Genomic DNA, 26,366 nt, shown 5'->3' on the forward strand with positions numbered 1-26,366 from the left:
AGCAGGGCGGCGTCCGCGGGGCGGTTCAGGCAGCCGTCGCGAGCTGGTCGCGCGGGACGAACCGTACGTGCGGATGGCCCGGGCGCAGGTCGAGCTTGATGCGCAGGCCTCCGACACGGGTCAGGGCGAAGCCCACACCGAGCGCGGCCAGCAGCGAGATCACCCCGCCGGCCGCCATGCCGGTCCGGGCGCCGTGGACGTCGCTGATCCAGCCGACGATCGGGGCGCCCACCGGCGTACCCCCGGCGAAGACCATCATGTAGAGGCTCATCACCCGGCCCCGCATCTCCGGGTCCGCGGCCATCTGGACACTCGTGTTGGCGCTGATGTTGGTCGTCATGCCGATCATGCCGATCGGGAGCAGCAGCAGCGAGAACAGCCAGACGGACGGCGACAGCGACGCGGCGATCTCCAGGACACCGAACAGGGTGCCCGCGGCCACCAGCATCCGCAGCCGCGACGAGCGGCGGCGGGCCGCGAGCAGGGCTCCGGCCAGGGAGCCGGCCGCCATGAGGATGTTGAAGAACGAGTACATCCCGGCGCCGCCGTCGAAGATCTCGTCCGCGAAGGCCGTCAGGAAGATCGGGAAGTTGAAGCCGAACGTGCCGATGAAGCCGACCAGGACGATCGGCCAGATCAGCTCGGGCTTGCCGGACACGTAACGCAGGCCCTCACGCAGCTGGCCCTTGGCGCGCTTCACGGTCACCGACGCGTGGAGCTCGCTCGTACGCATCATGAGCAGGCAGACGAGCGGGGCGATGAACGACAGCCCGTTGAACATGAAGGCCCAACCGCTGCCGACCGTGGTGATCAGGACTCCCGCGACGGCGGGGCCGATGAGCCGGGCGGACTGGAAGTTCGCCGAGTTCAGGCTGACCGCGTTGCGCAGTTGCGCGGGGCCGACCATCTCGGAGACGAACGACTGGCGCGCCGGGTTGTCCACGACGGTCACCATGCCGAGCAGGAACGCGATCAGGTAGACGTGCCAGACCTCGACGACGCCGGAGAGGGTCAGGACGGCGAGTGCGACACCGCACAGACCGAGCGCCGCCTGGCTGATGAGCAGTAGACGCCGCTTCGGGAGCCGGTCGGCTATGACGCCGCCGTACAGGCCGAACAGCAGCATCGGGAGAAACTGGAGTGCCGTGGTGATGCCGACGGCGGCGGCGGACCCGGTGAGGCTCAGGACGAGCCAGTCCTGCGTGATACGGGACATCCAGGTACCTGTGTTGGAGATCACGGCGCCCGTGGCGAACAGGCGGTAGTTACGGATCTTCAGCGACGAGAAGGTCCCGCCGGTCTTGCTCTCGTGGGTGGAAGTCGGTGCGGGGGCGGAGTCTGCTCCGGATCCCGTACTCAAAAGAGTTCGCCTCCTCGGGCGTATACGACGTGCGTGCTGACGAGGACGTGACGGCGGGCACTGCGGGCCGCGGACTGCGGGCCCGCAGCGCCCCGTCAGGGGTCAGAGATGGGCGAGCTTCTCCAGCACGGGCGCGGCGGCCCGCAGCTTCTCCCACTCGTCCTCGTCCAGGCCCTCGGCGAGGCCGGCCAGCCAGGCGTTCCGCTTGGAGCGGCTCTCGGCGAGCATGGCTTCCGCCTGCTCGGTCCGGCTGACCATCTTCTGCCGACGGTCATCGGGGTGCGGTTCCAGTCTGACCAGGCCCTTGGCTTCCAGCAGCGCGACGATGCGGGTCATCGACGGCGGCTGCACGTGCTCCTTGCGGGCCAGCTCACCGGGGGTGGCGGAGCCGCAACGGGCGAGTGTGCCGAGCACCGACATCTCGGTCGGGCTCAGCGACTCGTCGACGCGCTGATGCTTCAGGCGCCGGCCCAGCAGCATCACGGCGGAGCGAAGGGAGCTCACGGCGGCGGCACTGTCACCGTCGTGGATCAGGTCAGGCATGTTTCTTAGCCTAACTCATTAGCTTCACTAAAGACCAGTCGGTGGTACACGCGCGAGCAGACGAGCACCCGAACGAGTGAACACGAGGCGGAAACAGCCCCGAAACGACCACGTGTGCCGCGACCCTGCTTGGCATGGGATCGACAGTGCTCAGCCTGCGCATAGACGGTGAGCTGCTCGACCGGCTCCGCCGGCACGCCGCCAGACGCGGCATGAGCGTCCAGGACTACGTGGTCCGGACGCTCGTCCGTGACGATTTCGACGAGCGCTTCAACGCGGCCGTCGACGAGACGGAGAAGTTCTACGGGGCGGACCCCCGTCACCCGGACCCGGCCGACCGGGTCACCTGACGGAGGTCCGCCCCGTAGGGGTGGAGCCCTCGGACGCCACGGCGTCCGGACGCCTCTACGTGAGGCCGAGCGCCGGCATCGCGTAGTAGAAGACGAAGACCGCCGAGACCGCGTACATGGCCGCCGGGACCTCACGGCCGCGGCCCGCCACCAGGCGCAGCACGGAGAAGGCGACGAAGCCGATGCCGATGCCGTTGGTGATCGAGTAGGTGAGGGGCATCATCAGCATCGCGAGGAAGGCCGGGATCGCGAGCGTGTAGTCGCTCCAGTCGATGTCCCGCACGGAGCCCGCGAGGATCAGGAACCCGACCGCGATCAGGGCCGGAGTGGCGGCCTGTGAGGGGACCATCGTCGCCAGGGGCGTCAGGAACAGCGCCACCGTGAAGAGCAAACCGCTCACCACGCTCGCGAGTCCGGTGCGGGCGCCCTCACCGACGCCGGCCGTGGACTCCACGAAGCAGGTCGACGCGGAGGAGGAGCTCGCGCCGCCCGCGGCGACGGCCACGCCGTCGATGAACAGGACCTTGTTGATGCCCGGGAAGTGCCCGTCCTTGTCCATCAGCTTCGCCTCGTCGCCGACGCCGAGAATGGTGCCCATCGCGTCGAAGAAGCAGGACAGCAGCACGGTGAAGACGAAGAGGACGCCGGTCAGGTAGCCGACCTTCCCGAAGCCGCCGAACAGGCTGACCTCGCCGATCAGCCCGAAGTCCGGCGAGGCGACCGGATTGCCGGGCCACTCGGGGACCGTCAGCCCCCAGGCACCCGCCGGGAGGTCCGCGACGGCGTCGATGACCAGCGCGACGACGGTCATCGCGACGATGGAGATCAGGATCGCGCCCGGCACCTTGCGCACGATCAGCGCCAGGGTCAGCAGTGTGCCGATGACGAAGACCAGGACGGGCCAGCCGTTGAGGTGACCGTCGTTGCCGAGTTGCAGTGGCACGGTGGTGTGCGCGGCGTCCGGGATGCGGGAGACGAAGCCGGAGTCGACCAGGCCGATCAGCAGGATGAACAGGCCGATCCCGATCGCGATGCCCTTGCGGAGCGACTTCGGTACGGCGTTCATCACCCGTTCGCGCAGCCCGGTCGCGACGAGCAGCATCACGACGATGCCCGCGAGGACGACCATGCCCATCGCGTCGGCCCAGCTCATGCGGGGCGCGAGCTGGAGGGCGACGACGGTGTTGACGCCGAGACCGGCGGCGAGCGCGATCGGCACATTGCCGATGACGCCCATCAGGAGCGTGGAGAACGCGGCCGTCAGCACGGTGGCCGTGACGAGCTGGCCGCTGTCGAGCTGGTGCCCGTACATGTCCTTCGCGCTGCCCAGGATGATCGGGTTGAGCACGATGATGTACGCCATCGCGAAGAACGTGGCGAAGCCACCGCGGACCTCGCGGGCGACGGACGACCCCCGCTCGGAGATCTTGAAGTACCGGTCCAGGCCGCCGGAGGGCTGCCGCGGAGCCGGGGGCGGCGTGGGGTCGACCTGGGCGGTGGCCGAGGGGGACATGTGTGACCTTCAGTCGTGCATCGAGGGGAGTGAAATCAGTCAACCTTGGATGTTCACACGAATAAATTGAGACATCCGTAAGCAGATTCAGTATGAACACATCAGGCAAAGATCGCTATCTCCGCGCGTAGACCCTTGGGCCGTCTGCCTCGCCGGTCCCTGCGTGCCGGGGCCCTAGACTGAGCCCATGGAGAAGTGGACCCCGAAGCACGAGGCACCCGAGCCCCTGGAGGGCCCCGTCGTCGCCACCGTCACCGGCGGCGCGATCCTCTGGTTCGTCCTCTTCCTCGTGCAGCTCCCCTTCTACGGGTGGTTCGACGACCACGGGCACACCTGGTGGGTGTGGACCTGCCTGGCCGGTGCCGGGCTCGGACTGATCGGCATCTGGTACGTCCGGGGACGGGACGCCGCGATCAAGCGGGCCGCGGCTGCCGCCGCGGAGGACACGGGCCGCGTTCAGGGCTGACGCGGGTGCACGGAGCCGACGCGGGCGGCACGGGGCCGACGGCCATCCCGTTCCTCCCCCCGGTCGGCGTCCTCGGCCTCCGGCGGGTGAACCGCCGCTTCCGCCCGTACCGTCGTCTCCATGACGCAGCGGGCACTCGACTCCTTCGGTGAGCAGCCGGACCCCGGACTCCCCACCCCTCCGCCCGCACCACCCGGAGGTCTGAGCACCGCCGAGGTCGCCGAACGGGTCGCGCGCGGCGAGGTCAACGACGTACCGGTGCGGTCGTCCCGCTCCGTCACCGAGATCGTCGGCGCGAACGTCCTCACCCGCTTCAACCTGATCATCGGCGTGCTCTGGGTGATCATGCTGTTCGTCGCGCCGATCCAGGACAGCCTCTTCGGCTTCGTGATCATCGCCAACACCGGCATCGGCATCGTCCAGGAGTGGCGCGCCAAGAAGACCCTGGACAGCCTCGCGGTCATCGGCGAGGCGAAGCCCACGGTCCGCCGCGACGGGGTCTCCGGCGAGGTCTCGGTCTCCGGGATCGTCCTGGGCGACCTGGTCGAGCTCGGCCCCGGGGACAAGGTCGTCGTCGACGGGGTGGTCGCCGAGGCCGACAGCCTGGAGATCGACGAGTCACTCCTGACCGGCGAGGCCGACCCCGTGATCAAGCGGCCAGGCGACCCGGTGATGTCCGGCAGCTTCGTCGTGGCCGGCGGCGGGGCGTTCACCGCCACCAAGGTCGGCCGCGAGGCGTACGCCGCACAGCTCGCCGAGGAGGCGTCCCGCTTCACGCTCGTGCAGTCCGAGCTGCGCAGCGGCATCAGCACCATCCTCAAGTACGTGACGTGGATGATGGTGCCGACCGCGATCGGGTTGATCATCAGCCAGCTCGTCGTCAAGGACAACAACTTCAAGGACTCGGTCGCCCGGACCGTGGGCGGCATCGTCCCGATGATCCCCGAGGGCCTGGTCCTGCTCACCTCGGTCGCCTTCGCGATCGGCGTCATCCGGCTCGGCCGCAAGCAGTGCCTGGTGCAGGAGCTGCCCGCCATCGAGGGCCTGGCCCGGGTGGACATCGTCTGCCTGGACAAGACCGGCACCCTCACCGAGGGCGGTATGGACGTCACCGAGGTCCGGCCGCTGAACGGCTCCGACGAGGCGTACGTCCACCGCGTCCTGGGGGCCATCGGCGCGTCCGACCCGCGGCCCAACGCAAGCCTCCAGGCCATCATCGACGCCTACCCGCCGAACGGTGAGGCCTGGGGCGTCACCCAGGCGATGCCGTTCTCCTCGGCCCGCAAGTACAGCGGTGCCGAGTTCACCGAGGACAACGGCGACGCGTCCGCCTGGCTGCTCGGCGCCCCGGACGTACTGCTGCCGCCCGACGACCCGGCCCTCACCGAGACCACGCACCTCAACGAACAGGGGCTGCGGGTCCTGCTCCTGGCCCGGGTGCCGGGCGGGCTGGACGCCCCGGACGCCGCCACGGGGGCCCGGCCCGCCGCGCTGGTCGTCCTGGAGCAGCGGCTGCGGCCGGACGCCGGGGAGACCCTGGCCTACTTCGCCGACCAGAACGTCGCCGCGAAGGTGATCTCCGGTGACAACGCCGTCTCCGTCGGCGCGGTCGCCCAGAAGCTGGGCATGCCGGGCGCCGAGCACACCCTGGACGCCCGCCGGCTGCCCGCCGACCGCGACGACATGGCGACGGCCATCGAGCGGAACGCGGTCTTCGGCCGGGTCACCCCGCAGCAGAAGCGGGACATGGTCGCGGCCCTCCAGTCACGGGGCCACACGGTCGCGATGACGGGCGACGGCGTCAACGACGTGCTCGCGCTCAAGGACGCCGACATCGGGGTCTCGATGGGTTCGGGCTCGGAGGCGACGCGCGCGGTGGCCCAGATCGTGCTGCTGAACAACAGCTTCGCGACGCTGCCGTCGGTCGTCGCGGAGGGCCGCAGGGTCATCGGCAACATCACCCGGGTCGCCACGCTGTTCCTGACGAAGACCGTCTACTCGGTGCTGCTGGCGATCCTGGTGGTCTGCTTCCAGGTGGAGTACCCGTTCCTGCCGCGCCACCTGACGCTGCTCTCCACGCTGACGATCGGCGTACCGGCGTTCTTCCTGGCGCTGGCACCCAACACGGAGCGCGCGCAGCCCCACTTCGTACGCCGCGTCATGCGGTACGCGGTCCCGTCGGGGGTCATCGCGGCGGCGGCCACCTTCACCACGTATCTGGTGGCCCGGCACCACTACGCGGGTACGGGAGCGCTGGACGCCGAGACCAGCGCGGCGACACTCACGCTGTTCCTGGTCTCGATGTGGGTCCTGGCGATCATCGCCCGCCCGTACACCTGGTGGCGGGTCGCCCTGGTGGCGACGATGGGCCTGGGGTTCCTGATCGTGCTGGCCGTGCCCTGGCTCCAGGACTTCTTCGCGCTGAAGCTGGTGGGGACGACGATGCCGTGGGCCGCGGTGGGGATCGCGGCGGTCGCGGCGGCCGTCCTGGAAATGACCTGGAGGCTGGTCGGCCGCCGCTTCCCCACGTAGTCGTGAAGGTGTTGCCGTTCGACTACTTCACGTCGACGAAGTCACCCGCGGCCGTGACGGTCGGGGTGGTGGACGTACCGGCGAAGCTGTAGCGCCAGTAGCCGTCCACGGACGCCTTGACGGTGGTCTTCAGCGCGCCGGTGCTGCTCGACTTGATGGTCTTGACGGTGGTGTAGGCGGTGCTGGTCTTCTTGCGGAACTGGAGCTTGACGGCCTGGGTGGCGTAGCCCTTGTACGTGCCGGTCTCCCAGTTGGCGCGCGAGAGCTTGCCGGTGACCGTGATGGTCTTGCCCTTCTTGACGGGCTCCGGGGCGGCGTTGACCGTCACCTTGGAGAGGCGCTGGAGCCGCGTCTTGGCGAAGGCGTCGTTCTGGACGATCTGGCCGTCGTTGCTGAGCACCGCGGCGGCGACCTTCCAGCTGGTCGCGTCGGAGTTGATCAGCCAACCCGGGTCGACGGTGACCGTGAGCGTGCACGTCGACGTCGTGGCGTTGACCGCCTTGCACGTGGCGGCGTCCTCGTTCTGCAGGAAGCCGAAGCTGTCCTCGGACTCCAGGTCGCTGCCGATCCACAGCATGGTGCCGGCGTCGGCGATGCCCGAGTCGTCCGTGGCCGTGATGGCCACGGTGACCTTCTTGGGGGCGGTGGTGCCCACCACGATGGCCTTGCCGCCGTTCACGACAGCCTTGGTGATCTTGAGGTCGTCGTCGGCGGTGACCGAACGGGCGGCCATGCGCCCGTTGGACTGCTCCGGGGCGGAGAGCCCGAAGTCAGGTGCCCAGGTGCGGCCGTCGTCGGCCGTCGCGGCCGGGACGCCGAAAGCGGACAGAGCCAGGGCGCCGGAGACAACGGCAACAGTGGCACGAATACGCATGTGTTCCCCAGTGGAGAAGGGGGCCCGTGGCAGGTCGTGAGGCCGACGGTCCCCGTGTGGTCTGCGAGTCTGGTGACTCGCAGAACCAGACGTGTTCCGCATGTGAATGGTTGTACGACAAAACGACTTTCCTGTGAAGATCACACGGCTCAGTCGAACCAGCGGTCCCGTGCCAACTCCTCCGTACGCGACGGGTCCTCCAGCAGCGCGGCCACCTCGAAGCGGCGCGGCCACTGGCCGGCCGCCCACGCGAGACCGGCCGCCACACCCTCCAGCGTGGACGCGTGGACCACCCCGTCCGGGGTGCGGCGCCAGTCCAGCTCGACGCCACCGGCCCGCAGCTCGCCGTGCTCGACGTAGGTGTCCGGGGTCCCCGCACCGAGCAGGATCCGCACCGACTCGGGCACCTGGTGCTCCTCGCCCTCCGTCGTCACCTCCGCGTCGACGCTCTCGCCGAGCCTCCGCACCTGGAGCAGCTCCGCGAGCTCGGCCGCACGGGCCGGGGCCACCGGCAGCAGCGGGAGCCCCGCGGTCAGCGGCAGCACGTCCGGCGCGTCGGCGATCACGGCGTCGGACGCGTCGACCACCCGCACCTCGTCGTCGACGACGGCCCGCAACTCGTCCGGCAGCGTGACCTGTTCGGGATCCAGCTCGGCGAGGGCCGTGTAGAGCGAGTGCAGCTGTACGGGGCCGACGGGACGGTCCTCGTCCGCGAGCCGGCCCAGCAGCTCGGCCGCACCGCCGGGCTCGTCCAGGAGGGCGGCCACCGACGTCCGTACGCCCAGTGCGCGCAGCACCTGGGCGTCGTCGAAGCCCGTCGCGTCCACGGAGTCGTACAGCCCCGTGAGGCGCGGGTCGCCACCCGCCGCGCGCAGGCCCGCCGGACGGCGGCCGTCGAGCACGGGGTGGTCGCGCAGCCACCACGCGGTGTAGGGGCGCACCGACTGCGTCGTACCGTCCGGCAGCAGGACGCGCACCGGCTGGGTCAGCGCGTCGCGCAGCGGCGGACGGGCGAGCATCGCGAGGGCCTGCGGCCAGGCGTCGTCGTCGACGAGGTCCAGGTCACGCACGGCGACGAGCTCCGTGGCGACGGGAGGCACCGGCGTGTCCGGCAGCTGGTCCAGGATGTCCTCGCACCACACGTCGACGGCGTCCAGCAGCCCGGCGTCGTCGGGCTCGGCGAAGTCGGTGTCACGCGGCTCCAGTTCGTCCGGATCCAGGACGACGTCCGTGGCCCGTACGAGGGCGAAGGTGGCCAGCACCCCGCAGGCGGTCAACGGCTGCTCGCCCCAGCGTTCGGCCAGTTCCCCGTCACACAGGGCGAGTTCGCCCTCACGCATGACCTGGGCGAAAGGGCTGCCGGGCAGCACGAGTTCGCCCGCGGGCGCGGGTTCGCCGTCCTCGTCGGGCAGGGCCAGGGCACCCAGCCAGGGCTCCTCACCGGGTTCGAGGTCCGCGTCCCGTACGAGCGCGAGGACGGTCTCGACGAGCTCGTCCCCGTCCAGGGCGTCCTCGTCCCAGATCTCGCCCGCGTCCATCGAACCCGCCACGGCGGCCCGGACCTGCGGGGTCGTCAGGACGGCGCGGGGGGTGGCGGGCAGGGCGCCCAGCTTCTCCAGCAGCGGATGGGCGGCGTCCGGGTGGGCCACCTTCAGACCGAGCCGGGCCAGCCGGGTGAGTGCCGGGCCGGTCAGCGCGTCGGGCAGCGGCAGCAGGACCTGCCGGGGGCCGATGGTCGTGCGGGGCGCGTCGTCCGCCGCCCCGTCCCCGGCGAGCGGCACCGGCAGGCCGGAGAGCCGGTCGGGGTCGACGCCGGACAGGCTGTCGTACAGGCGCCGCCACCAGTCCGCGGCGCGCTCCAGACCCGCCAGGCGGTCGATGGCCTCGGTCAGCGGGACGCGGGCGACACCGAGCGTACGGAGCTCGACACGGCGCTCCAGACCGGCGGGCAGCAGACAGGGCAGGACCTCGGCGAGGACCCTTACGGTCTCGGCACCCACGCCCTCGACGACCTCGGCCTCGATGGGCCGCAGCGCGGTCGTCACCCGACGGGGCGCACCCGCTCCGGCGTCCTCCCAGTCCTCCCACGCGGGCTCGGCGGCCGGATCCCGGGGCGCGGCGGGCTCCAGGAAGGCGATCCGGGGCAACCGCTCCAGGATCGCGGCCCGCAGCGCGCCGTCCAGCTGCCCCTTGCCGAGCGGGCCGGGCACCAGCGCGATCGTGGTGATCGACACGGGCTCCCACCCGGCGAGCAGTTCCGCGTACGCGTCGGCCGCGCGCTGCACCAGGAAATCGGTCAGCGGGCCCGGCGCGGGATGCCGGCGGGTCGTGTCGAGCGGCAGCGAGACGATGAGCAGCGCGGGGACGCCGAGGGGCTCGTCGGTGGGCGTCGGCGCGTGCACGACGGGGGCGGTACGGGGGCTCTCGGGCGCCCCGTCCTCGCCGACGGGCACGGCCCACGTGACCGACCAGTAGGGCCGCAGCCGCTCCTCGACGGGCCGGTCGGCCAGCAGGGAGGGCTCGACGGATCCATGCCGGGCGACCGTGCGCCAGCGGTGAAGACCGTGTGTGGAGTCGTCGACGTGCGTGTAGGGGCCGTGCTGCGAACGGTGCAACGTCCTTACACCGTCCGGGGCTTCGATGACGATCTCGTCGAGGCCGGGGAGGGTCAGCAGGAGCGCGTCGTCGACTCCGGCCAGCAGCCGCCCGACGAGGTCCTCGGCGACGCCGTCACGGAGCGGCAGGACGACGACGGTGTCGTACCCGTCGGGTGCGGTGCCCTCGGCGGGCAGCGGGAGCCGGAGCAGCGGTACGTGGCCGTCGCGGCGGCGGAGCTCGTCCCCGAGGCCGGGGCTGCCGACGGCCGCCTGCCGGGCGAGGTCGCGGGCCTCCGCGAGGGACCAGCGGACGCCGCCGTGCCGGCCGATGACGGCCGGCTCGTCGCTGACCGCGAGCACGGCGGCGAAACCGACGCCGAAACGGCCGACGGACGACTCGTGGCCCTCGCGCTTGGCGGAGGCCCGGAGCGTGCTCAGCGACTCGACGCCGGTCGCGTCGAGGGGGGCGCCGGTGTTCGCGGCGGCGAGGACGGCCGGGCCGTCGCCCGCCGCGTGCAGGGTCAGGCGGAGCCGGCCGGGGACGCCCGCGCGGGCGGCGGCGTCGGCGGCGTTCTGGGCCAGCTCGACGACGAGCCTGTCCCGGTAGCCGCCGAGGACGAGGTCCTCCTCGGCGTTGGCGTCCTCACGGAAGCGGGCAGGACCGGCGCCCCAGGCGTCGAGCACGCCGCGCCGCAGCCGTGCCGTCCCGAACGGATCGGCCCCCTCGGTCGCATTCATGCTCACGCTCGTAACTCCGCTCTTCCGGTGACCCGTGACGCCCAGTGTGCGCCCGAAGGTACCGCGAGCGGGGCCCCCGCCATGGGCAGCCCTGCACCCCTCGCCCACCGAAGCCCCGGCACACCCCCACATCCGGCCGCCCGAACCGGCACCAGGGTTCCGTCCTCAAACACCGGACGGGCTGGATTTGCCCACCCAGCAACCCGGCTCGGGGCCCCACCAACGCGACCGTTCCGACCTCAAACACCGGGCAGGCTTGATTTAGCCGCAGTCAGGCCAAATCAAGCCGTCCGGCGATTGAGGACAGGGCCGTCACCGGAGCAGACCAGGACCACACCGCGCACAGGGCGCCCAACCAAGCCCGTCCGGCGTTTGAGGACACACACCCCGCAGAGGGCCCAACCAAGCCCGTCCGGCGATTGAGGACAACGGCCGTGTCCGGGCGCCCCGCATCGGGCTTGCGATGCCCGGGCACCGCAAGCCCGGACCCCACAGCGGGCAGGAGCGTCAGGAGTGGCCCAGATCCTCCGTCGGCCCGTCCGCCAGGGCCGGCACCGAACCGGAGGCCGCAGGACGCAACGAATAGTCGTCCACCTGCAACGTGTCCAGCGCGTGCGGCGCCGGCTTGACCGGCTTCGGCATCACCGCGGCCTCGGAGTGCCCCCCGCAACCGTAGGAGAGCGAGACCACCCGGCCGTCCGCCGGGGCGAACTCGTTCGCGCAGACCCCGAAGGCCTGCTTCAGCGACCCCGCCATCGGCACCAGGAACGCACAGGTCACACAGGACGCGGGCGCGGCCTGCGCCATCGGCGTCTTCGCGCCGAACTCCTCGTCCCACCGGTCCGCCGCCAGCCGCAGCCCGTACCGGGACAGCACTCGCGCCCGCCGCGTGCCGAGCTCCTCCGCGACGGAGGCGATCGACCCACGGGTCGTCACCGAGGGCCGGGTCGTCAGCTCCGCGTCCTCCGCGTCGACGAGGGCCGCCAGCTCCTCGGACACCTCGGAGACCGGAGAGTTCGGCAGGGGCTCGTCCTCGCCCGTGTAACCGGGCTCCAGGCGCGGGTCCTCCGCCTCGGTGGGCAGCAGGTCGCCGGGGCCCATGTCGCCGGGCCGCAGCCGCTCGCTCCACGGCACCCACTCGGGGGCGAGGAGCGCGTCGGAGCCCGGCAGCAGCACCGTTTCGTCAAGGGTGACGTTCTTGGCACGGGAGGCCCTGGCGACCGTCACCGCCCAGCGCCAGCCCCGGTAACCGGGCTCCTTGCACTCGAAGTAGTGCGTGACGACCCGGTCCCCCTCGGAGACCAGGGCCACGTGTTCACCGACCACTCCGGGCCAGGCGGCTTCCTCGGCCGCCTCGCGGGCGAGGTCTACCGCCTCGGCACACAGACGGTCAGGGGTGGGGATACGGGCCGTACGGCTTCGCGTCGTCGCAGCACTCACAGGTCTCGCTTCTCTCCATACGCCGTCTCACGAGCGCGCCAGCAGCCCATCGGTATCCGATTTCAGCCATGACAGGTGCGGGCGGAGCGGACCTGGGGGCCGCGTCGACGTCCACACCCGTTGTGCCTGCCTCGGGCGCGCCTTCTGCTCCCCATTCTGCGGGATCGCGGAGAGGCGCGCGGCCAAGAACAACCGCCGGTGGCGCGTGAGTGCACGCTACCCTCTCTGCCGCCCCGCGCCCACCTGCCCGCCCCAAACAGGACCGGAACAGTGCCGGATCCACGGCTGAGCAGGCATGGCGAGGGGCGAATCCGGTGTGCGCACCCCCTGATCCATCCGCCGGGACCTCATGTCCGTCAGCCACCGGACGGCCTCTCCGGTCACCCGCCCGTGTGGGGATCCGTCGCCGCGCCCCGGCCCGATCATGGTTCGTGACGGCAGGGTGTGGGGCACTATGACCACGTGGCTGCCGCCAGGTCGTCCGAGGGGTCCGGCCCGCTCCGCAGAGGGGGCCGGGCGATGGGCCGTGCCCTGCGGACCCCGTTCACGGGCGCCGCGAGGGGGATCCGGAAGGCGACCCACGCCCATGGGGCGGGCGAGTCCGGCCTCGGCAAGCTGATCGAGCTGCACGCGGTCAACGGGGCGGGTGACGTCATGATCACCGTGGCGCTCGCGTCCACGGTGTTCTTCTCCGTGCCCACGGACGAGGCGCGTGGGCGCGTCGCCCTGTACCTCGCCGTCACGATGGCCCCCTTCACCCTCCTCGCGCCGGTGATCGGCCCGCTCCTGGACCGGCTGCCGCACGGCCGTCGCGCCGCGATGGCCGGCGCCATGTTCGCCCGGGCGGTGCTCGCGATCACCATGTCGGGGGCCGTCGCGACGGGCGGCCTGGAGCTGTATCCGGCGGCGCTGGGCGTCCTGGTGTCCTCCAAGGCGTACGGGGTCGTGAGAAGTGCCGTCGTACCCCGTCTCCTGCCACCACGCTTCTCCCTGGTGAAGGCCAATTCCCGGGTCACACTCGCCGGACTGCTGGCGACGGGCGTGGCGGCCCCGATCGGGGCCGGGCTCCAGATGATCGGATCGCCCTGGCCGCTCTACGGCGCCTGTGTGATCTTCCTCGGCGGGACCGTCCTCGCCTTCACCCTGCCGCACAAGGTCGACTCCGCGAAGGGCGAGCGCAAGGCCCGCCTCGTCGTCCCGCACGGCGAGGAGGCCACCCCGGCGCCACGCCCGGGCAGCACCCGGGACGGCGGGAAGAACGGGAAGAAGAACGGGAAGAAGGACGCCCGGGAGAGACCGCCGGGGCTGCGGTCCGTCGGACCGTCCGTGCTGCACGGCCTCCAGGCGAACGCCTCGCACCGCGCGCTCTCCGGCTTCCTGATCTTCTTCCTCGCGTTCCTGCTGCGTGAGCACCCCCTCTCCGGGCAGAGCGCCGCCGTGTCGCTCGGCATCGTGGGTGTCGCGGCAGGGGTCGGCAACGCCTGCGGTACGGCGGTGGGGTCCTGGCTCAGGGCCCGCGGCCCCGAGGTGATCGTCGCGACGGTGCTGGGGCTCGCCCTGGGCGTCGCCGTGCTCGCCGCCGTGTTCTTCAGCACGCTGATGGTCGCCGCACTGGGCGCGGTCGCCGGATTCACCCAGGCCCTGTCGAAGCTGTCGCTGGACGCCATGATCCAGCGGGACGTGCCGGAGGAGGTGCGGACCTCGGCCTTCGCCCGGTCCGAGACCCTGCTCCAGATGTCCTGGGTGGTCGGCGGCGCCATCGGTATCGCCCTCCCGCTCAACGGAGCACTCGGCATGTCCGTCGCCGCCTGCGTCCTCGCCCTCGGCGCGGCCACCTCCGTACGGGGCCTCCTGGGCGCCGCGCGGCGCGGCTCACCGCACCCCCGCGTGGCGTGAGCGTCGACGACCGATAACCTTCGGCGCATGACCGTTGCGTTCTTCTCCGGTAAGGGCCGTCGAATCGGCGTCGCTCTTGGTGCCGTGTCCGCGGGACTCCTTGTCCTGTCCGCCTGCGACAAGCCGACGCCGCTCGCCACCGTGACGGTCGGCGACAACTCGGTGAGCACCGAGGCCGCCTGCTACAACGACGGCAAGGCCCTCAAGGAGTCCGAGATCCAGGGCTGCCTCAACAAGAAGGCGGAGAAGTCCGTCAAGGTCGCGATGGACGACAAGGTCCGCTTCGGCGTCGACCCCGAGGTCGGAGAGAACGGCTGGACCCTGTTCATCAACGGCCAGCAGGCCGAGCAGGAGCCGTACAAGAAGACCTACCGCTCCATCCCGGGCAGCGCCTTCTTCGCCAGCCAGACCGGCGAGGAGACCGCGTCGAAGACGCAGATCAGCATCGTCGAAACGAAGGGACAGAAGCTCACGGGCGTCTGGCACTTCCAGCTCAAGAAGACCTCCTGATCCCCTGAACCTCTGAAGGACGACCGCTGTGCGGGTGCTCGTCGTGACCGCCGTCCCGGCCGAACGGGACGCGGTCACGCGCGCGTTCGGGGGTCCGGCACGGGTACGTGAGGTGCCGGGCGCCGAGGTGCACCGCGCCGGTCCGTTCGACGTCCTCGCGGGCGGCGTGGGTCCGGCCGCCGCGGCCGCCGCCGCGGCCTTCGCCCTGGCCTCCGCACCCGCCTCGGAGCCGTACGGTCTCGTCGTCTCGGCCGGTATCGGCGGCGGCTTCTCCCCCGCCGCACCCGTCTGCTCCCTCGTCGTCGCGACGGACATCGTCGCCGCCGACCTGGGTGCCGAGACCCCGGACGGCTTCGTGCCCGTCACCGGTCTCGGCTTCGGCAGGGACTCGTTCCTGCCGCCCGCCGCCCTCGTCCGGGACGTGGTGGCGGCCACCGGGGCCGTGCCGGGTGCCGTGCTCACCGTCTCCACCGTGACCGGCAGCGCCGCCCGCACCGCCGCGCTGCTGGCCGCGAACCCCGGAGCGGTCGCGGAGGCCATGGAGGGCTTCGGTGTCGCCGAGGCGGCCGCGAGGCTCGGAGTGCCGGTGCTGGAGATCCGGGCCGTCTCGAACACCGTGGGCCCGCGCGACCGGGGCGCCTGGCGCATCGGCGAGGCCCTGGCCGTGCTCACCGAGGCGTTCGGGAAGACCGCAGCCGTAGTGGAAGGTTGGACCCACCATGACCGACTTGACCGAAACCGTGACTGACTCCGCCGACGCGCCGGGCGCGAAGCTGCGCATCGCCTTCTCGCCGTGCCCGAACGACACCTTCGTCTTCGACGCCTGGGCGCACGGCCGGGTCCCCGGCGCGCCCGCCCTCGATGTCACCTTCGCCGACATCGACCTCACCAACGGCATGGCGGAGCGCGGTGAGTTCGACGTGCTGAAGGTCTCGTACGCCGTACTGCCCTGGGTGCTCGACGAGTACGCCCTGCTGCCGTGCGGCGGCGCGCTGGGGCGGGGCTGCGGGCCGCTCGTCCTCACGAAGGAGCCCGGCACCGACCTGACGGGGAAGACCGTCGCCGTGCCGAGCGAGCGCTCCACCGCCTATCTGCTGTTCCGGCTGTGGGCGGCCGAGGTCGTGCCGGACGGCGTGGGCGAGATCGTCGTCCTGCCGTTCGACGAGATCATGCCCGCGGTGCGCGACGGCCGGGTGGACGCCGGGCTCGTGATCCACGAGGCCCGTTTCACGTACCGGAACTACGGCCTCCACAGCCTCGCCGACATGGGCGAGCACTGGGAGTCGACCACCGGACTGCCGATCCCGCTCGGCGCGATCATCGCCAAACGGTCACTGGGCGAGCGGATGCTGCAGGAGCTGGCCGACTCGGTCCGCACGTCGGTACGGATGGCCTGGGACGACCCGGAGCAGTCACGGCCGTACGTCCTGGAGCACGCCCAGGAGATGGACCCGGCCGTGGCCGACCAGCACATCGGGCTCTACGTCAACGAATTCACCGCCGATCTCGGCGAGAACGGCTACGCGGCGATCCGCGGCCTGCTGACACGGGCGGCTGCCGAGGGGCTCGTACCGCCGCTGGGCCCGGACGCCCTGTCCTTCGCCGCCCGCTGACACCACGGGCCCGACGTCCTCCAAGCGGTGGACGGTATGCGCCCGGCGGTGGGCACCCGGCGGCGGCAGGACCGCTCGCCGGGTCCGCGCCGCCGTCCCGGCAGTCCGGCTCAGACGTCGAGCTGGTCCGCGACCGCCCTCAGCAGGCCCGCGATCTTCGCGCCCGAGGCCTTGTCGGGGTAACGGCCCCGCTCCAGCGTCGGCGTGATGTTCTCCAGAAGGGTCGTCAGGTCCTGCACGATCGACGCCAGCTCGTCCGGCTTGCGGCGCTGCGCCGCGGCGACGGACGGGGTCGGGTCGAGGATCACCACGGAGAGGGCCTGGTCACCGCGCTGGCCCGCGACCACACCGAATTCGACGCGCTGGCCGGGCTTGAGGGCATCGACGCCGGCCGGGAGTACGGACGAGTGGACGAAGACGTCGGCGCCGTCATCGCGCGAGAGGAAGCCGAAGCCCTTTTCCGAATTGAACCATTTGACCTTACCCGTGGGCACGTCTGTCCTCGTCCTCGTACTCGTCGGTGTGTGCCGGAGCCGCGGAAACGGCTCCGGATAGCAGTACAGCGGGTCTCCACGACCCGCCGTGCTCAAGGCTAATGGCCCAGGAGCCGGAGACAAGACGTCGCCGATGGGTTCCGCCGAGGTGGGAACTACCCTGGCCGGGTGACTACTACTCCTTCCGGCGCAGGCGACCGGCTCGTCCAGGTCGGCGCGATCGTCTTCTTCATCGGCGCACTGGCCACACTGGTCACCGTGGCCCCGCTGTTCCTGGGCACCGATCCGTTCCCGTCCGTCGCTTATGCGGTGTGCATGCTGATGGGGGTGGGCTTCCTCATCGCCGCGGCGGGGGTGGTGCGCTCGGCGTGGAAGAGCTCCCCCAAGCGCGCCGCCACCCGCTGACCGGAGCCGTCACGAGCGTCCCGCGAAGGTCCGCAGCCAGTCCGGGAACGCACTGAGGTTCGGCAGGATCACATCGGCGCCGGCCGCCCGCAGTTCGTCCGCGTCGCACGGTCCCGTGGTGACGCCGACCGACAGGGCGTTCGCGACGCGCGCCCCGCGCACGTCCCCGGTGTGGTCACCGACGTAGATGTGCGCCCCGTGCTCCAGAAGCGCCTCCCCCTTGCCCTCGGCCCAGAGCCCGCCGATCAGCACGTCCGGCTCGATGCCCAGGTGCGCGAGGTGCAGCTTCGCGTTCGGTCCGTATTTGGCGGTGACGACGAGAGCGCGTCCGCCAAGGGCCCGCACGGCCTCGACGGCCTCGCGGGCACCCAGGAGCGCGGTCGACGGGGTGATCGCGTGGTCCGGGTACATCGCGCGGTACCGGTCGGCGGTCTCCGCGATCAGATCGGCCGGAAACCAGTGGGCCAGCTCGTCCTCGAGCGGCGGACCGAGCCGGCTGACGGCCAGGTCGGCGTCTATGGCGAAGCCGGTCTCGGCGGACAGGGCGAGGAAGGCGGCCTTGATTCCGGGCCGGGAGTCGATCAGCGTCATGTCGAGGTCGAAGCCGACCGTCGGGGCGTGTGAGTGCATGGAGCCATTGTGCCGAGGCACCGGACCGGCCGATGTCGGCACTGCTTAGACTTAGCCCACCCTTACCTCCCTTTGCCCTTTTCCTCCTCCGCGTACTCGATTGGGTCCGATGCCAGCCGCCGCACCACGCCTGTCCCGACGCGCGCTCGCGACAGCGGCGGCCGTCGTCGCCCTGCTGGTGGCCGTCCTGCTCAGCCTCGCCGTGGGCGCACGGACCATCGCGCCGACCGCGGTGTTCGACGCACTGGTCCACGGCGGGCACTCCGACGCCGCCGAGGTGATCCGGCAGATGCGCGTGCCGCGCACCCTGATCGGTCTGATGGTCGGCGCGGCCCTGGCCGTCGCGGGCACGGCGCTGCAGGGCATCACCCGCAACCCCATCGCCGACCCCGGGATCCTCGGCATCAGCCAGGGCGCCTCGGTGGCCGTCGTGCTGGCCATCGCGTACGCCGGGATCCACACCCTCACCGGCTATGTGTGGTTCGCCTTCGCGGGAGCCGCCGTCGCGTCCGTGGCCGTGTACGCCGTCGCCGCCCGGGGGCGCGGCGGGGCGACCCCGGTGAAGCTCGCGCTGGGCGGTGCGGCGATCAACGCGCTGCTGGTCTCCGTGACCATGGCGGTGCTCACCACCAAGGCGTCGGCGCTCGACGAGTTCCGCTTCTGGCAGGTGGGCTCCATCGCCGGCCGGGAGGCGCAGGTCGCGCAGCAGATCTGGCCGTTCCTGCTCGTCGGTGTACTCCTCGTCCTCTCGGTCGCGCGCGGGCTCGACGCGCTGGCGCTGGGCGAGGACGTGGCGAAGGGCCTGGGACAGAACGTGGCGGCCGTACGCGTCGTCGGCGGCATCGGCGCCACGGTGCTCACCGGTGCAGGGGTCGCGGCGGCCGGGCCGATCGCGTTCGTCGGACTCGCGGTGCCGCACATCGCCCGCGCGATCGTGGGCAGTGATCACCGCTGGGTGCTGCCGATGGCGGCGCTCGTCGGACCCGTGATGCTCCTCGTCTCCGATGTCGTCGGCCGGATCGTCCTCCCGCCGGGCGAGGTACCGGCGGGCGTGACGACGGCGCTGATCGGTGTGCCGTTCCTCGTCACCCTCGTACGCCGGAAGGCGGTGCCCGCATGAGCTCGGACACGGCGGTGCCCGTACGCACCTCGGTCCGGCCCGCCGGTTACGGCCTCGTACGGGTCGGGAAGCGGGCCGGGTTCCTGGTCCACCGGCGGGCCGGGCTCGTCGCGGCGGTGCTCGTCGTCGTGCTGGCCGCGGTCTGTGTCGCGTACCTCTGTGCCGGCGAGAGCTTCGTCGCGCCCGCGGAGGTGGTGAAGGTCGTCCTCGGGCAGCCGTCGTCGGACGAGCTCGTCGTCGGCACGCTGCGGTTGCCCCGGCTGGTGGTCGGCCTGCTCGTCGGCGCGGCCTTCGGGATCGCCGGGGCTCTGATCCAGACCGTGGCCCGCAATCCGCTCGCCAGCCCCGACATCATCGGCATCAGCCAGGGCGCGAGCGCCCTGACGGTCGGCGCGATGACCTTCGGCGTGACCTCGTACACCGTCCTGCCGTACCTCTCGGTCGTCGGCGGGGTCGCGGCGGCGGCGCTCGTGTACGTCTTCGCGTGGCGCGGCGGGCTGCACGCGACCCGCTTCGTCCTCATCGGCATCGGCTTCGCGATCGCGCTCCGGTCGGTGACCACGCTGTTCCTGACGAAGGGCGACTACCTGGTCGCCCAGCAGGCGCAGATCTGGATGACGGGCTCCCTCAACGGCCGCGGCTGGAACGAGGCCGCGCCGATCGGCTGGACGCTGCTGATCCTGCTGCCGGCCGTGCTGTGGGCCGCGCGGGCGCAGCGCACCGTCTCGATGGACGACGACACCGCGACCGCGCTCGGCGTCCGGCTCGGCCGCGTACGGCTCGGGCTCGTCGCCCTCGGGGTGGTCCTGGCGTCGGTGGCGACGGGGACGGCCGGGCCGGTCGACTTCGTGGCCCTCCTCGCCCCGCAGATCGCCCGCCGTATGACGCGCACCGCGCAGATCCCGCTGCTGTGTTCCGCGCTGCTCGGCGCCGTGATCGTCGTCTTCGGCGACCTGCTGGCGCGCAGGCTGTTCTCCCCCACCGAGCTTCCGGTGGGTGTGCTGACGGCTGCGGTCGGCGCCCCGTACCTGATCTGGCTGATCATCCGCGGTCACGGTGGCCGCAAGGGAGGCAACGCATGAACCTCACGCGCCCCACGGACACCGCCACGTCGCGGCTCACGGCACGCGCCCTGACGCTCGCCTACGAGGACCGCACCGTCGTGCACGAGCTGGACCTCGCCGTGCCGGACGGGCAGGTGACCGTCATCGTCGGCCCGAACGCCTGCGGCAAGTCGACCACCCTGCGGGCGCTCGGCCGGCTCCTGAAGCCGGCCGGCGGTTCGGTGCTCCTGGACGGCACGGAACTCTCCCGGATACCCACCCGGAAGATCGCCCAGTCGGTCGGGCTGCTCCCGCAGACCCCGGTGGCGCCCGAGGCGATCACCGTCTCCGACCTGGTCGCCCGTGGCCGCCAGCCGCACCAGCACTGGTGGCAGCAGTGGTCGGAGGCGGACGAGCGGGCGGTGACGGACGCCATGGAGCGTACGGACATCACCGCGCTCGGCGACCGGTCGGTGGACGAGCTGTCCGGCGGGCAGCGCCAGCGCGTCTGGATCGCGATGGCACTCGCGCAGGACACGGATCTGCTGCTGCTCGACGAGCCGACGACGTACCTCGACATCGCCCACCAGGTGGAGGTCCTGGACCTGGTGCGGCGGCTCGCCGCCCCCGCGGCGGACGGCACCCGGGGACGGACCGTCGTCACGGTGCTCCACGACCTCAACCAGGCCGCCCGGTACGCCGACCACCTGGTCGCCATGAAGGCGGGCCGGATCGTCGCCGAGGGCCGCCCCGGGGATGTGGTCACCGCCGAGCTCGTACGTGAGGTCTTCGGCCTGGAAGCGGTGATCGTGCCGGACCCGGTGACGGGTTCGCCGCTCGTCGTGCCGGGCGCGCCCTGGACCCCCGCACCCCTCACTCCCGCGTCTGGAAAGGCAACCCTGACATGACCCGCTCGCTCCGCGACCGTCGCGGCCTCTCGGCGGTCTCGCTCGCCGCCACCACCGCGCTGGCGCTCTCCGCCTGCGGATCCTCCGACTCCGGCTCCGACGCCTCCGGGTCCGACGCGTCCGCCCCGAAGACGCACACGGTCAGCACGGCCATGGGCAACGTCAAGGTCCCCGTCGCGCCGAAGCGGGTCGTCGTCCTGGACACGGCCGAGCTGGACTCCGCGCTCACCCTGGGCGTGAAGCCGGTCGGCGCCACGCACGCGGACGTCGATTCGGGCTTCCTGAGCTATCTGTCGAAGGACCAGGTGGCGGGCATCGAGGACGTGGGCGCGATGATGACGCCGAACCTCGAATCGATCGCCGCGCTCAAGCCCGACCTGATCCTGACGAGCAAGATCCGGCACGCCGACAAGTACGACGAGCTGAAGAAGATCGCGCCGACGGTGATGACGGAGAACACCGGCTACCCCTGGAAGGAGAACTTCCAGGTCCACGCCAACGCGCTCGGCAAGGTCCCGGAGGCCGAGAAGGTCATCGCGGACTACGCCACGCACACGGCCGAGGTCACCGAGGCGCTCGGCGGCAAGGAGAAGGCGGCGGGCGTCGAGGTCAACATGGTGCGGTTCGTGGAGGGCGCCGACATCCGCGTCTACGGCCGGCAGAACTACATCGCGACGATCCTCGCCGACGTCGGCCTCGGCCGGCCCTCGATCGTGGACAAGGCCAAGGACGGCTTCTCGTACGACGTCAGCCCGGAGAGGATCGACCTGGCGGACGCGGACGTCGTCTTCCACTCGACGTACGGGGACGCCGAGAAGTCCAAGGAGAAGCAGACGGTGGGCAGCGGTCTGTGGAAGAACATGTCCGCCGTGAAGAACGACAAGGTCTTCCCGGTCGAGGACCAGCTGTGGATCCAGGGCATCGGCTACACGGCGGCGGAGAAGATCCTGGACGAGCTCCAGGCCGACCTGACCGCGTAGCGCCGGGTCGCACCGTGTAGCGCCCCAACCGCCCGGCCCGCGCGGTTCGCCCAGACGTCGGCGGGGGAGCTGAGGCGGGTGCCGGTGAGTGATTCGGACGCGGCGATGGTGGGCGGCGGCCGGCCGCTACGTCCCGCGCCGCCACCTGACGTCCCGGTCAGCCGCGTGGAAGAGAACGCGCGGGTTGACGGCTGGGTCGGTGGCGCCAGTGGGGCCGGTGGGGCCACACGCACCGGCCGGCGGCCCGCAGCTGACGGCCGGGGCGGTGGCCAGCGGCCAGGTCGGTGGGACCGCAGAGACCGCAGACCGCACGAACCAGGGTTCGACCGCGCCCGTAGGACCACACTCACCGGCCTGCCGTCGAACCGAGGGATCGGCGGGTCTGCGGGGTCGGCGGGTCGGCGGTCCAGGGGTGCGGCTCGGCGGCTCGAAGGGATATGGCGGCCCGGCCCAGCAGTACGGCGGCCCGGCCCAGCGGCACGGCGGCCCGGGCGCGGCCCGGCTCTGCCGCCGCCCGGTGCCGGACCGTACACGTGCTGCTGACCGGGCCGGTCCCCCGCCCTGCCCCGCCACCCCGCCCCCCTCAGAGACGACGCGCCCGCCACACCAGGTACACCGCCGACGCCACCGCGGCCGTACGCAGGACCACCGGCCAGGCCTCGGTCATCGCGTCCCCCATGGCGCCCTCCGCGAGCGCGCTGCCCCAGCGGCCCGTCATGCGGCCCCACAGCCAGACGAAGGCCCCGGCCACCACCACGCCGGGCAGGCCCATCGCGATCCACTTCGCCTCCGCGCGCGAGATCCGCCGCGAGCTGTACGCCAGCAACCAGCCGGCCGCGAGCGCGATCCACGAGCCCAGCACCGCGCCGGCCACCAGCAGCGCGGCGGCCAGCAGCAGGAACGGATTCCCGAGCCTTGCCCTCTCCCTGGAGGCGGAGGCGGAGGTGGAGGCCGGCCTGCGGCGGCGCAGTCGCACCCGCATCCGCTTCCGGGGGGCCGGGACGGCGTCCGCCCCGGCCCCCTCCCCCGCGTCGTCCGCCGAGGGCTCCGCCTCCGCCTCCGGCTTCTCGACCGGCCGCCGGGGCCGGAACAGCTCCGGGCTCTCCAGCCCGCCCACGAAGCCCGGCACGGCCGTGCCCGGGTCGCCCTCGCCGAACGGTCCGGGCTCGATCCGCCACCATTCGGCCTCCCCGGACGGGGAACCCGCCTCGTCCATCCCGACCATGTGCGGCGCCGAGGCGGACGGCCAGCCGGGCACCGGGCCCTCGTCCTGCTCCGGGGGCCTTCCCCCGGTACTCGCCCCGGTACTTGCCCCGGCCTCCTCCTCCGCCGGGGGGCCGCCCGACGCGCCCTTGCGCAACACGTCTTTCCGGAGGATCCCCCGCCGCGGCCGGGGCATCGCGCGCGGCTTCGCGGCAGCCGTCGGCGGCTCGGCCCGCGGGGTGGGCAGATCCACCGTGCCGTCACCCGACTCGGCTGCGGCGGCGACGAGTTCGGCGGGTGCGCCCAGGCGGCCGATGATGCGCCGGACCACCGCGGGAGAGTCCGGTCCGTTCGTCCCGCGCTGCCGGTCGATCTCGCCCCGCAGTGTCGCGACGAGTCTCATCCGGGCGCCCGAGGACAGCTGTTGCTGCTGCGCCAGGTCACCGACCCGGCTCAGATAGTCGTAGACAAGCTGGTCGCTCTCGATCCCCACGCGTTCGTTCTCCCTCTACCCGCCCTGCCCCGACGGTAGCGTTCCAGGGGCTACCGTGGGACGGATGGGGACGACCACACCACCGCGCACGCTCGCCGAAGCCCTGCGCGCCCGGGGCGACGAATCGCTGGCGGGGCTTCTGCGTGCCCGCCCCGACCTGCTCAGCCCCGTGCCGAACGACATCACCCAGCTGGCGACCCGGGCCGGCACGCGCGCCTCCGTCATCCGTGCGCTGGAGCACCTCGACCGGTTCGCCCTGCAGACCGCCGAGGCGCTGGCCGTGGCGCCCGATCCCGCTCCGTACGACGCGCTGCTCGCGCTCCTCACCGGTGACGGCGAGGGGGACGGCGACGGGCGCGACGACGTCGGTGCGGCGATCACCGCCGCTCTGCCCGCCGCGCTCACGACCCTGCGCGAACAGGCCCTGGTCTGGGGCGAGGACGAGCGGCTGCGTCTCGTGCGCACCGCGCGCGAACTGCTCGCCCCGTCCCCGCAGCACCCCTCCCCCACCGGTCTCGGACCGACCGTCGCCGAGGCGACGGCCGGCATGTCGCCGGGCCGGCTGCAGGAGATCCTGACCGCCGCCGGACTGCCGGCCACCCATGACCCGGTCTCGGCCGTCGCCGCGCTGGCCGGTCTCTTCACGGACCGGACCAGGATGGCGGCGCTGCTGGACACCGCCCCCGTCGAGGCGCTGTCCGTGCTGGACCGGCTGGTGTGGGGCCCGCCGTACGGGGAGGTCACCCCGAATCCCGCCCCGCCCGTCCAATGGCTGCGGGACCGCGGCCTGTTGCTGCCGGTGTCCACCCGGACCGTCGTCCTGCCGCGCGAGGCCGCGCTGCACCTGCGGGCCGGCCGCGCCCACCGCGTACCCGAGCCCGTGCCGCCGGTCCTCGCGGCGGCGGCCGAACGCGATCCCCAGGCTGTGGACAGGGCGGCGGCCGGTCAGGCCTTCACCGCGCTGTCCACGATCGAGGAGCTGCTGAAGCTCTGGAACAACGGCGGTCCGGCCATCCTCCGCGCGGGCGGGCTGAGCGTGCGCGAGCTGAAGCGCGTCGCGAACGCCCTCGACGTGTCCGAGCCGATCGCCGCCTTCTGGGTCGAACTCGCCTACGCGGCGGGGCTGCTGGCCACCGACGGGGAGGCCGACGAGCGGTATGCGGCGACGCCCGCGTACGACGACTGGCTCGAACTCCCCGCCCAGGACCGCTGGACCCGCCTCGCCACCGCCTGGCTGACCGCCACCCGCACCGCGGGCCTGGTCGGCGGCCAGGACGCCAAGGGCCGTGCGCTCTCCGCGCTCGGCCCCGAGCTGGACCGTTCGGCCGCGCCCGAGGTACGCCGCCGGGTGCTCGCCCTGTTCGCCTCGCTCCCCCCGGGCACCGCACCCGACCCGCAGACGCTGCTGTCCCGGCTCCGCTGGGAACGGCCTCTGCGTACGGCCGCGTCCGGCGGGGCCTCGTCCTCCGGCGACATCTCCGACCTGCGTTCCCGGCTCGCCCTGTGGACGGTCAACGAGGCGGAGCTGCTCGGCGTCACCGGTCGCGGCGCCCTCTCCTCCCAGGCCCGGGCGCTCCTCGGACAGGGCCCCCGCGAGGCCGCGGCCCGCCTCGCCCCGCTCATCCCCGAGCCCCTCGACCACGTCCTGCTCCAGGCCGACCTGACGGCCGTGGCCCCCGGCCCGCTGGAACGCCCGCTCGCCGAGATGCTGTCGGTGCTCGCGGACATCGAGTCCAAGGGCGGCGCCACGGTCTACCGCTTCACGCCCGGTTCCGTACGCCGCGCCCTGGACGCCGGTCAGGCCGCGTCCGACCTGCACGCCTTCCTCGGCACGCACAGCCGCACGCCGGTGCCGCAGCCGCTGAGCTACCTCATCGACGACGTGGCCCGCCGCCACGGCCATCTGCGGATCGGCGCCGCCTCCGCGTACGTACGCTGCGACGACGAGGCCGTACTCAACGAGATCCTGGCCGACAAGCGCTCGGCCGCCCTGCGGCTGCGCCGGCTCGCGCCGACCGTCCTGGCCGCCCAGACCGACCCGGGCTCGCTGCTCGAAGGGCTCCGCGAGATGGGATACGCCCCGGCCGCCGAATCCGCCGAGGGTGACGTCCTGATCACCCGCGCCGGCGCCCGCCGCACCCCGCCCCGTACCGCGCCCGCCCCCGTCCCCGAGGGCCCGCCCGTCCCGGACACGACCCTGCTGTCCGCCGCGGTACGGGCCATCAGGGCCGGTGACACGGCCGCGCGGGTCGTCCACAAGGACGCCCCCGACACGGCCGCGGCCGGTTCGCTCCCCCGCACGACCTCCGCCGAGACCCTCGCCACGGTGCAGGCGGCCGCGATGACCGGGTCCGCGGTGTGGATCGGCTACGTCAACGCGGACGGCGCGGCCAGCCAACGGGTGATCGCCCCGGTCAAGGTCGAGGGCGGCTTCGTCACGGCGTACGACCACACAGCCGACGAGATCCGCACCTACCCCCTGCACCGCATCACGGGCGTAGCGGAGCTGGCCGACGACGCGGCCCCGTGACCCCCGGCCTCCTGGGAAGTCACGGACGAAAATCTGCCCCGTACGCCCGATATGCCCGTCGACAACTTCCCCCTGTCGGGGGTGGGCCGCGCACACCCCCGATGAGGCACACTGGACGTTTGGCTGTT

General features: G+C 72.3%; 22 protein-coding genes. 13 read left to right on the top strand and 9 right to left on the bottom strand.

What is annotated here, in order from left to right:
- Positions 1 to 25: 25 nt before the first annotated feature.
- Together ACFWVP_RS17635 and ACFWVP_RS17640 are read right to left on the bottom strand one after the other, a co-directional pair.
- Positions 26 to 1,360, bottom strand: coding sequence for an MFS transporter (locus ACFWVP_RS17635; RefSeq protein ID WP_384497592.1), 1,335 nt, complete (start codon positions 1,358 to 1,360; stop codon positions 26 to 28).
- A 102-nt stretch (positions 1,361 to 1,462) separates the two neighbouring features.
- Positions 1,463 to 1,903 (bottom strand): MarR family transcriptional regulator, encoded by a 441-nt coding sequence (locus ACFWVP_RS17640; RefSeq protein WP_329231488.1) that lies wholly within the window; start codon positions 1,901 to 1,903, stop codon positions 1,463 to 1,465.
- A 134-nt stretch (positions 1,904 to 2,037) separates the two neighbouring features.
- Between ACFWVP_RS17640 and ACFWVP_RS17645 the strand changes: the two genes are divergently transcribed.
- Positions 2,038 to 2,253 carry a hypothetical protein gene (locus tag ACFWVP_RS17645; protein WP_384497594.1) on the top strand — a complete coding sequence of 72 codons (216 nt, stop codon included), beginning with the start codon at positions 2,038 to 2,040 and terminating at the stop codon, positions 2,251 to 2,253.
- Between the two features lie 55 nt (positions 2,254 to 2,308).
- On the opposite strand, the gene ACFWVP_RS17650 is transcribed toward ACFWVP_RS17645, so the two are convergent.
- The gene (locus tag ACFWVP_RS17650; RefSeq protein ID WP_384497596.1) at positions 2,309 to 3,766 is read right to left on the bottom strand and encodes an NCS2 family permease; all 1,458 of its coding nucleotides are present in this window, start codon (positions 3,764 to 3,766) and stop codon (positions 2,309 to 2,311) included.
- 187 nt (positions 3,767 to 3,953) lie between these two features.
- Here ACFWVP_RS17650 and ACFWVP_RS17655 point away from each other — a divergent pair, with 187 nt between their 5' ends.
- Both ACFWVP_RS17655 and ACFWVP_RS17660 read left to right on the top strand, forming a co-directional pair.
- Positions 3,954 to 4,232, top strand: coding sequence for a DUF2530 domain-containing protein (locus ACFWVP_RS17655; RefSeq protein WP_384497598.1), 279 nt, complete (start codon positions 3,954 to 3,956; stop codon positions 4,230 to 4,232).
- A 120-nt stretch (positions 4,233 to 4,352) separates the two neighbouring features.
- Positions 4,353 to 6,764 carry an HAD-IC family P-type ATPase gene (locus ACFWVP_RS17660; protein WP_384497599.1) on the top strand — a complete coding sequence of 804 codons (2,412 nt, stop codon included), beginning with the start codon at positions 4,353 to 4,355 and terminating at the stop codon, positions 6,762 to 6,764.
- Between the two features lie 22 nt (positions 6,765 to 6,786).
- Here the strand turns inward: ACFWVP_RS17660 and ACFWVP_RS17665 are convergent, their stop codons facing one another.
- The 3 genes from ACFWVP_RS17665 to ACFWVP_RS17675 all read right to left on the bottom strand — a co-directional run bounded on the left by ACFWVP_RS17665 (position 6,787) and on the right by ACFWVP_RS17675 (position 12,413).
- Complete coding sequence (locus ACFWVP_RS17665) at positions 6,787 to 7,638, bottom strand: DUF5707 domain-containing protein (RefSeq protein ID WP_384497601.1); 852 nt, start codon at positions 7,636 to 7,638, stop codon at positions 6,787 to 6,789.
- A 149-nt stretch (positions 7,639 to 7,787) separates the two neighbouring features.
- Positions 7,788 to 10,973: a sacsin N-terminal ATP-binding-like domain-containing protein gene (locus ACFWVP_RS17670; protein WP_384497602.1), complete on the bottom strand. Its 3,186-nt coding sequence runs from the start codon at positions 10,971 to 10,973 to the stop codon at positions 7,788 to 7,790.
- 507 nt (positions 10,974 to 11,480) lie between these two features.
- A complete protein-coding gene (locus ACFWVP_RS17675; protein ID WP_384497604.1) occupies positions 11,481 to 12,413 on the bottom strand; it encodes a DUF3027 domain-containing protein in 933 nt (310 codons plus the stop codon).
- A gap of 462 nt (positions 12,414 to 12,875) precedes the next feature.
- Here ACFWVP_RS17675 and ACFWVP_RS17680 point away from each other — a divergent pair, with 462 nt between their 5' ends.
- From ACFWVP_RS17680 to ACFWVP_RS17695, 4 genes are read left to right on the top strand one after another with little or no spacing between them, the layout of a single operon-like run.
- Complete coding sequence (locus tag ACFWVP_RS17680; RefSeq protein ID WP_384497606.1) at positions 12,876 to 14,309, top strand: MFS transporter; 1,434 nt, start codon at positions 12,876 to 12,878, stop codon at positions 14,307 to 14,309.
- A gap of 27 nt (positions 14,310 to 14,336) precedes the next feature.
- Positions 14,337 to 14,819 carry a DUF2771 domain-containing protein gene (locus ACFWVP_RS17685; RefSeq protein WP_384497607.1) on the top strand — a complete coding sequence of 161 codons (483 nt, stop codon included), beginning with the start codon at positions 14,337 to 14,339 and terminating at the stop codon, positions 14,817 to 14,819.
- A 28-nt stretch (positions 14,820 to 14,847) separates the two neighbouring features.
- A complete protein-coding gene (locus tag ACFWVP_RS17690; protein WP_384497609.1) occupies positions 14,848 to 15,567 on the top strand; it encodes a futalosine hydrolase in 720 nt (239 codons plus the stop codon).
- On the top strand, positions 15,539 to 16,432 hold the full coding sequence (locus tag ACFWVP_RS17695; RefSeq protein WP_384497611.1) for a 1,4-dihydroxy-6-naphthoate synthase: 894 nt from the start codon (positions 15,539 to 15,541) through the stop codon (positions 16,430 to 16,432). The genes ACFWVP_RS17690 and ACFWVP_RS17695 overlap by 29 nt, the downstream gene beginning before the upstream one ends.
- Before the next feature lie 110 nt (positions 16,433 to 16,542).
- Here ACFWVP_RS17695 and ACFWVP_RS17700 read toward each other — a convergent pair whose 3' ends face one another.
- Positions 16,543 to 16,926, bottom strand: a complete 384-nt coding sequence (locus ACFWVP_RS17700) for a cold-shock protein (protein ID WP_384497613.1) — start codon at positions 16,924 to 16,926, stop codon at positions 16,543 to 16,545.
- Positions 16,927 to 17,094: 168 nt separating this feature from the next.
- Here ACFWVP_RS17700 and ACFWVP_RS17705 point away from each other — a divergent pair, with 168 nt between their 5' ends.
- Positions 17,095 to 17,331, top strand: a complete 237-nt coding sequence (locus ACFWVP_RS17705) for a hypothetical protein (protein WP_384497615.1) — start codon at positions 17,095 to 17,097, stop codon at positions 17,329 to 17,331.
- A 9-nt stretch (positions 17,332 to 17,340) separates the two neighbouring features.
- Here ACFWVP_RS17705 and ACFWVP_RS17710 read toward each other — a convergent pair whose 3' ends face one another.
- Complete coding sequence (locus tag ACFWVP_RS17710; RefSeq protein WP_384497617.1) at positions 17,341 to 17,961, bottom strand: HAD family hydrolase; 621 nt, start codon at positions 17,959 to 17,961, stop codon at positions 17,341 to 17,343.
- A 109-nt stretch (positions 17,962 to 18,070) separates the two neighbouring features.
- On the opposite strand from ACFWVP_RS17710, the gene ACFWVP_RS17715 reads away from it, so the two are divergent.
- Genes ACFWVP_RS17715 through ACFWVP_RS17730 form a run of 4 tightly spaced genes read left to right on the top strand, consistent with a single transcriptional unit; the run spans position 18,071 to position 22,012 of the window.
- On the top strand, positions 18,071 to 19,081 hold the full coding sequence (locus ACFWVP_RS17715) for a FecCD family ABC transporter permease (protein WP_384497619.1): 1,011 nt from the start codon (positions 18,071 to 18,073) through the stop codon (positions 19,079 to 19,081).
- Positions 19,078 to 20,163, top strand: a complete 1,086-nt coding sequence (locus ACFWVP_RS17720; protein WP_384497620.1) for a FecCD family ABC transporter permease — start codon at positions 19,078 to 19,080, stop codon at positions 20,161 to 20,163. Before ACFWVP_RS17715 ends, ACFWVP_RS17720 begins: the two co-directional genes overlap by 4 nt.
- Positions 20,160 to 21,032 (top strand): ABC transporter ATP-binding protein, encoded by an 873-nt coding sequence (locus tag ACFWVP_RS17725; protein WP_384497623.1) that lies wholly within the window; start codon positions 20,160 to 20,162, stop codon positions 21,030 to 21,032. The genes ACFWVP_RS17720 and ACFWVP_RS17725 overlap by 4 nt, the downstream gene beginning before the upstream one ends.
- On the top strand, positions 21,029 to 22,012 hold the full coding sequence (locus ACFWVP_RS17730) for an ABC transporter substrate-binding protein (RefSeq protein WP_384497624.1): 984 nt from the start codon (positions 21,029 to 21,031) through the stop codon (positions 22,010 to 22,012). The genes ACFWVP_RS17725 and ACFWVP_RS17730 overlap by 4 nt, the downstream gene beginning before the upstream one ends.
- A 583-nt stretch (positions 22,013 to 22,595) precedes the next feature.
- Here ACFWVP_RS17730 and ACFWVP_RS17735 read toward each other — a convergent pair.
- A complete protein-coding gene (locus ACFWVP_RS17735; protein WP_384497626.1) occupies positions 22,596 to 23,708 on the bottom strand; it encodes a hypothetical protein in 1,113 nt (370 codons plus the stop codon).
- A gap of 64 nt (positions 23,709 to 23,772) precedes the next feature.
- Between ACFWVP_RS17735 and ACFWVP_RS17740 the strand changes: the two genes are divergently transcribed.
- Positions 23,773 to 26,238 (top strand): helicase C-terminal domain-containing protein, encoded by a 2,466-nt coding sequence (locus ACFWVP_RS17740; protein WP_384497628.1) that lies wholly within the window; start codon positions 23,773 to 23,775, stop codon positions 26,236 to 26,238.
- Positions 26,239 to 26,366: the final 128 nt, after the last annotated feature.

Source organism: Streptomyces sp. NPDC058637 (assembly GCF_042717325.1).
In the GTDB taxonomy this organism is placed as follows: Bacteria; Actinomycetota; Actinomycetes; order Streptomycetales; family Streptomycetaceae; genus Streptomyces.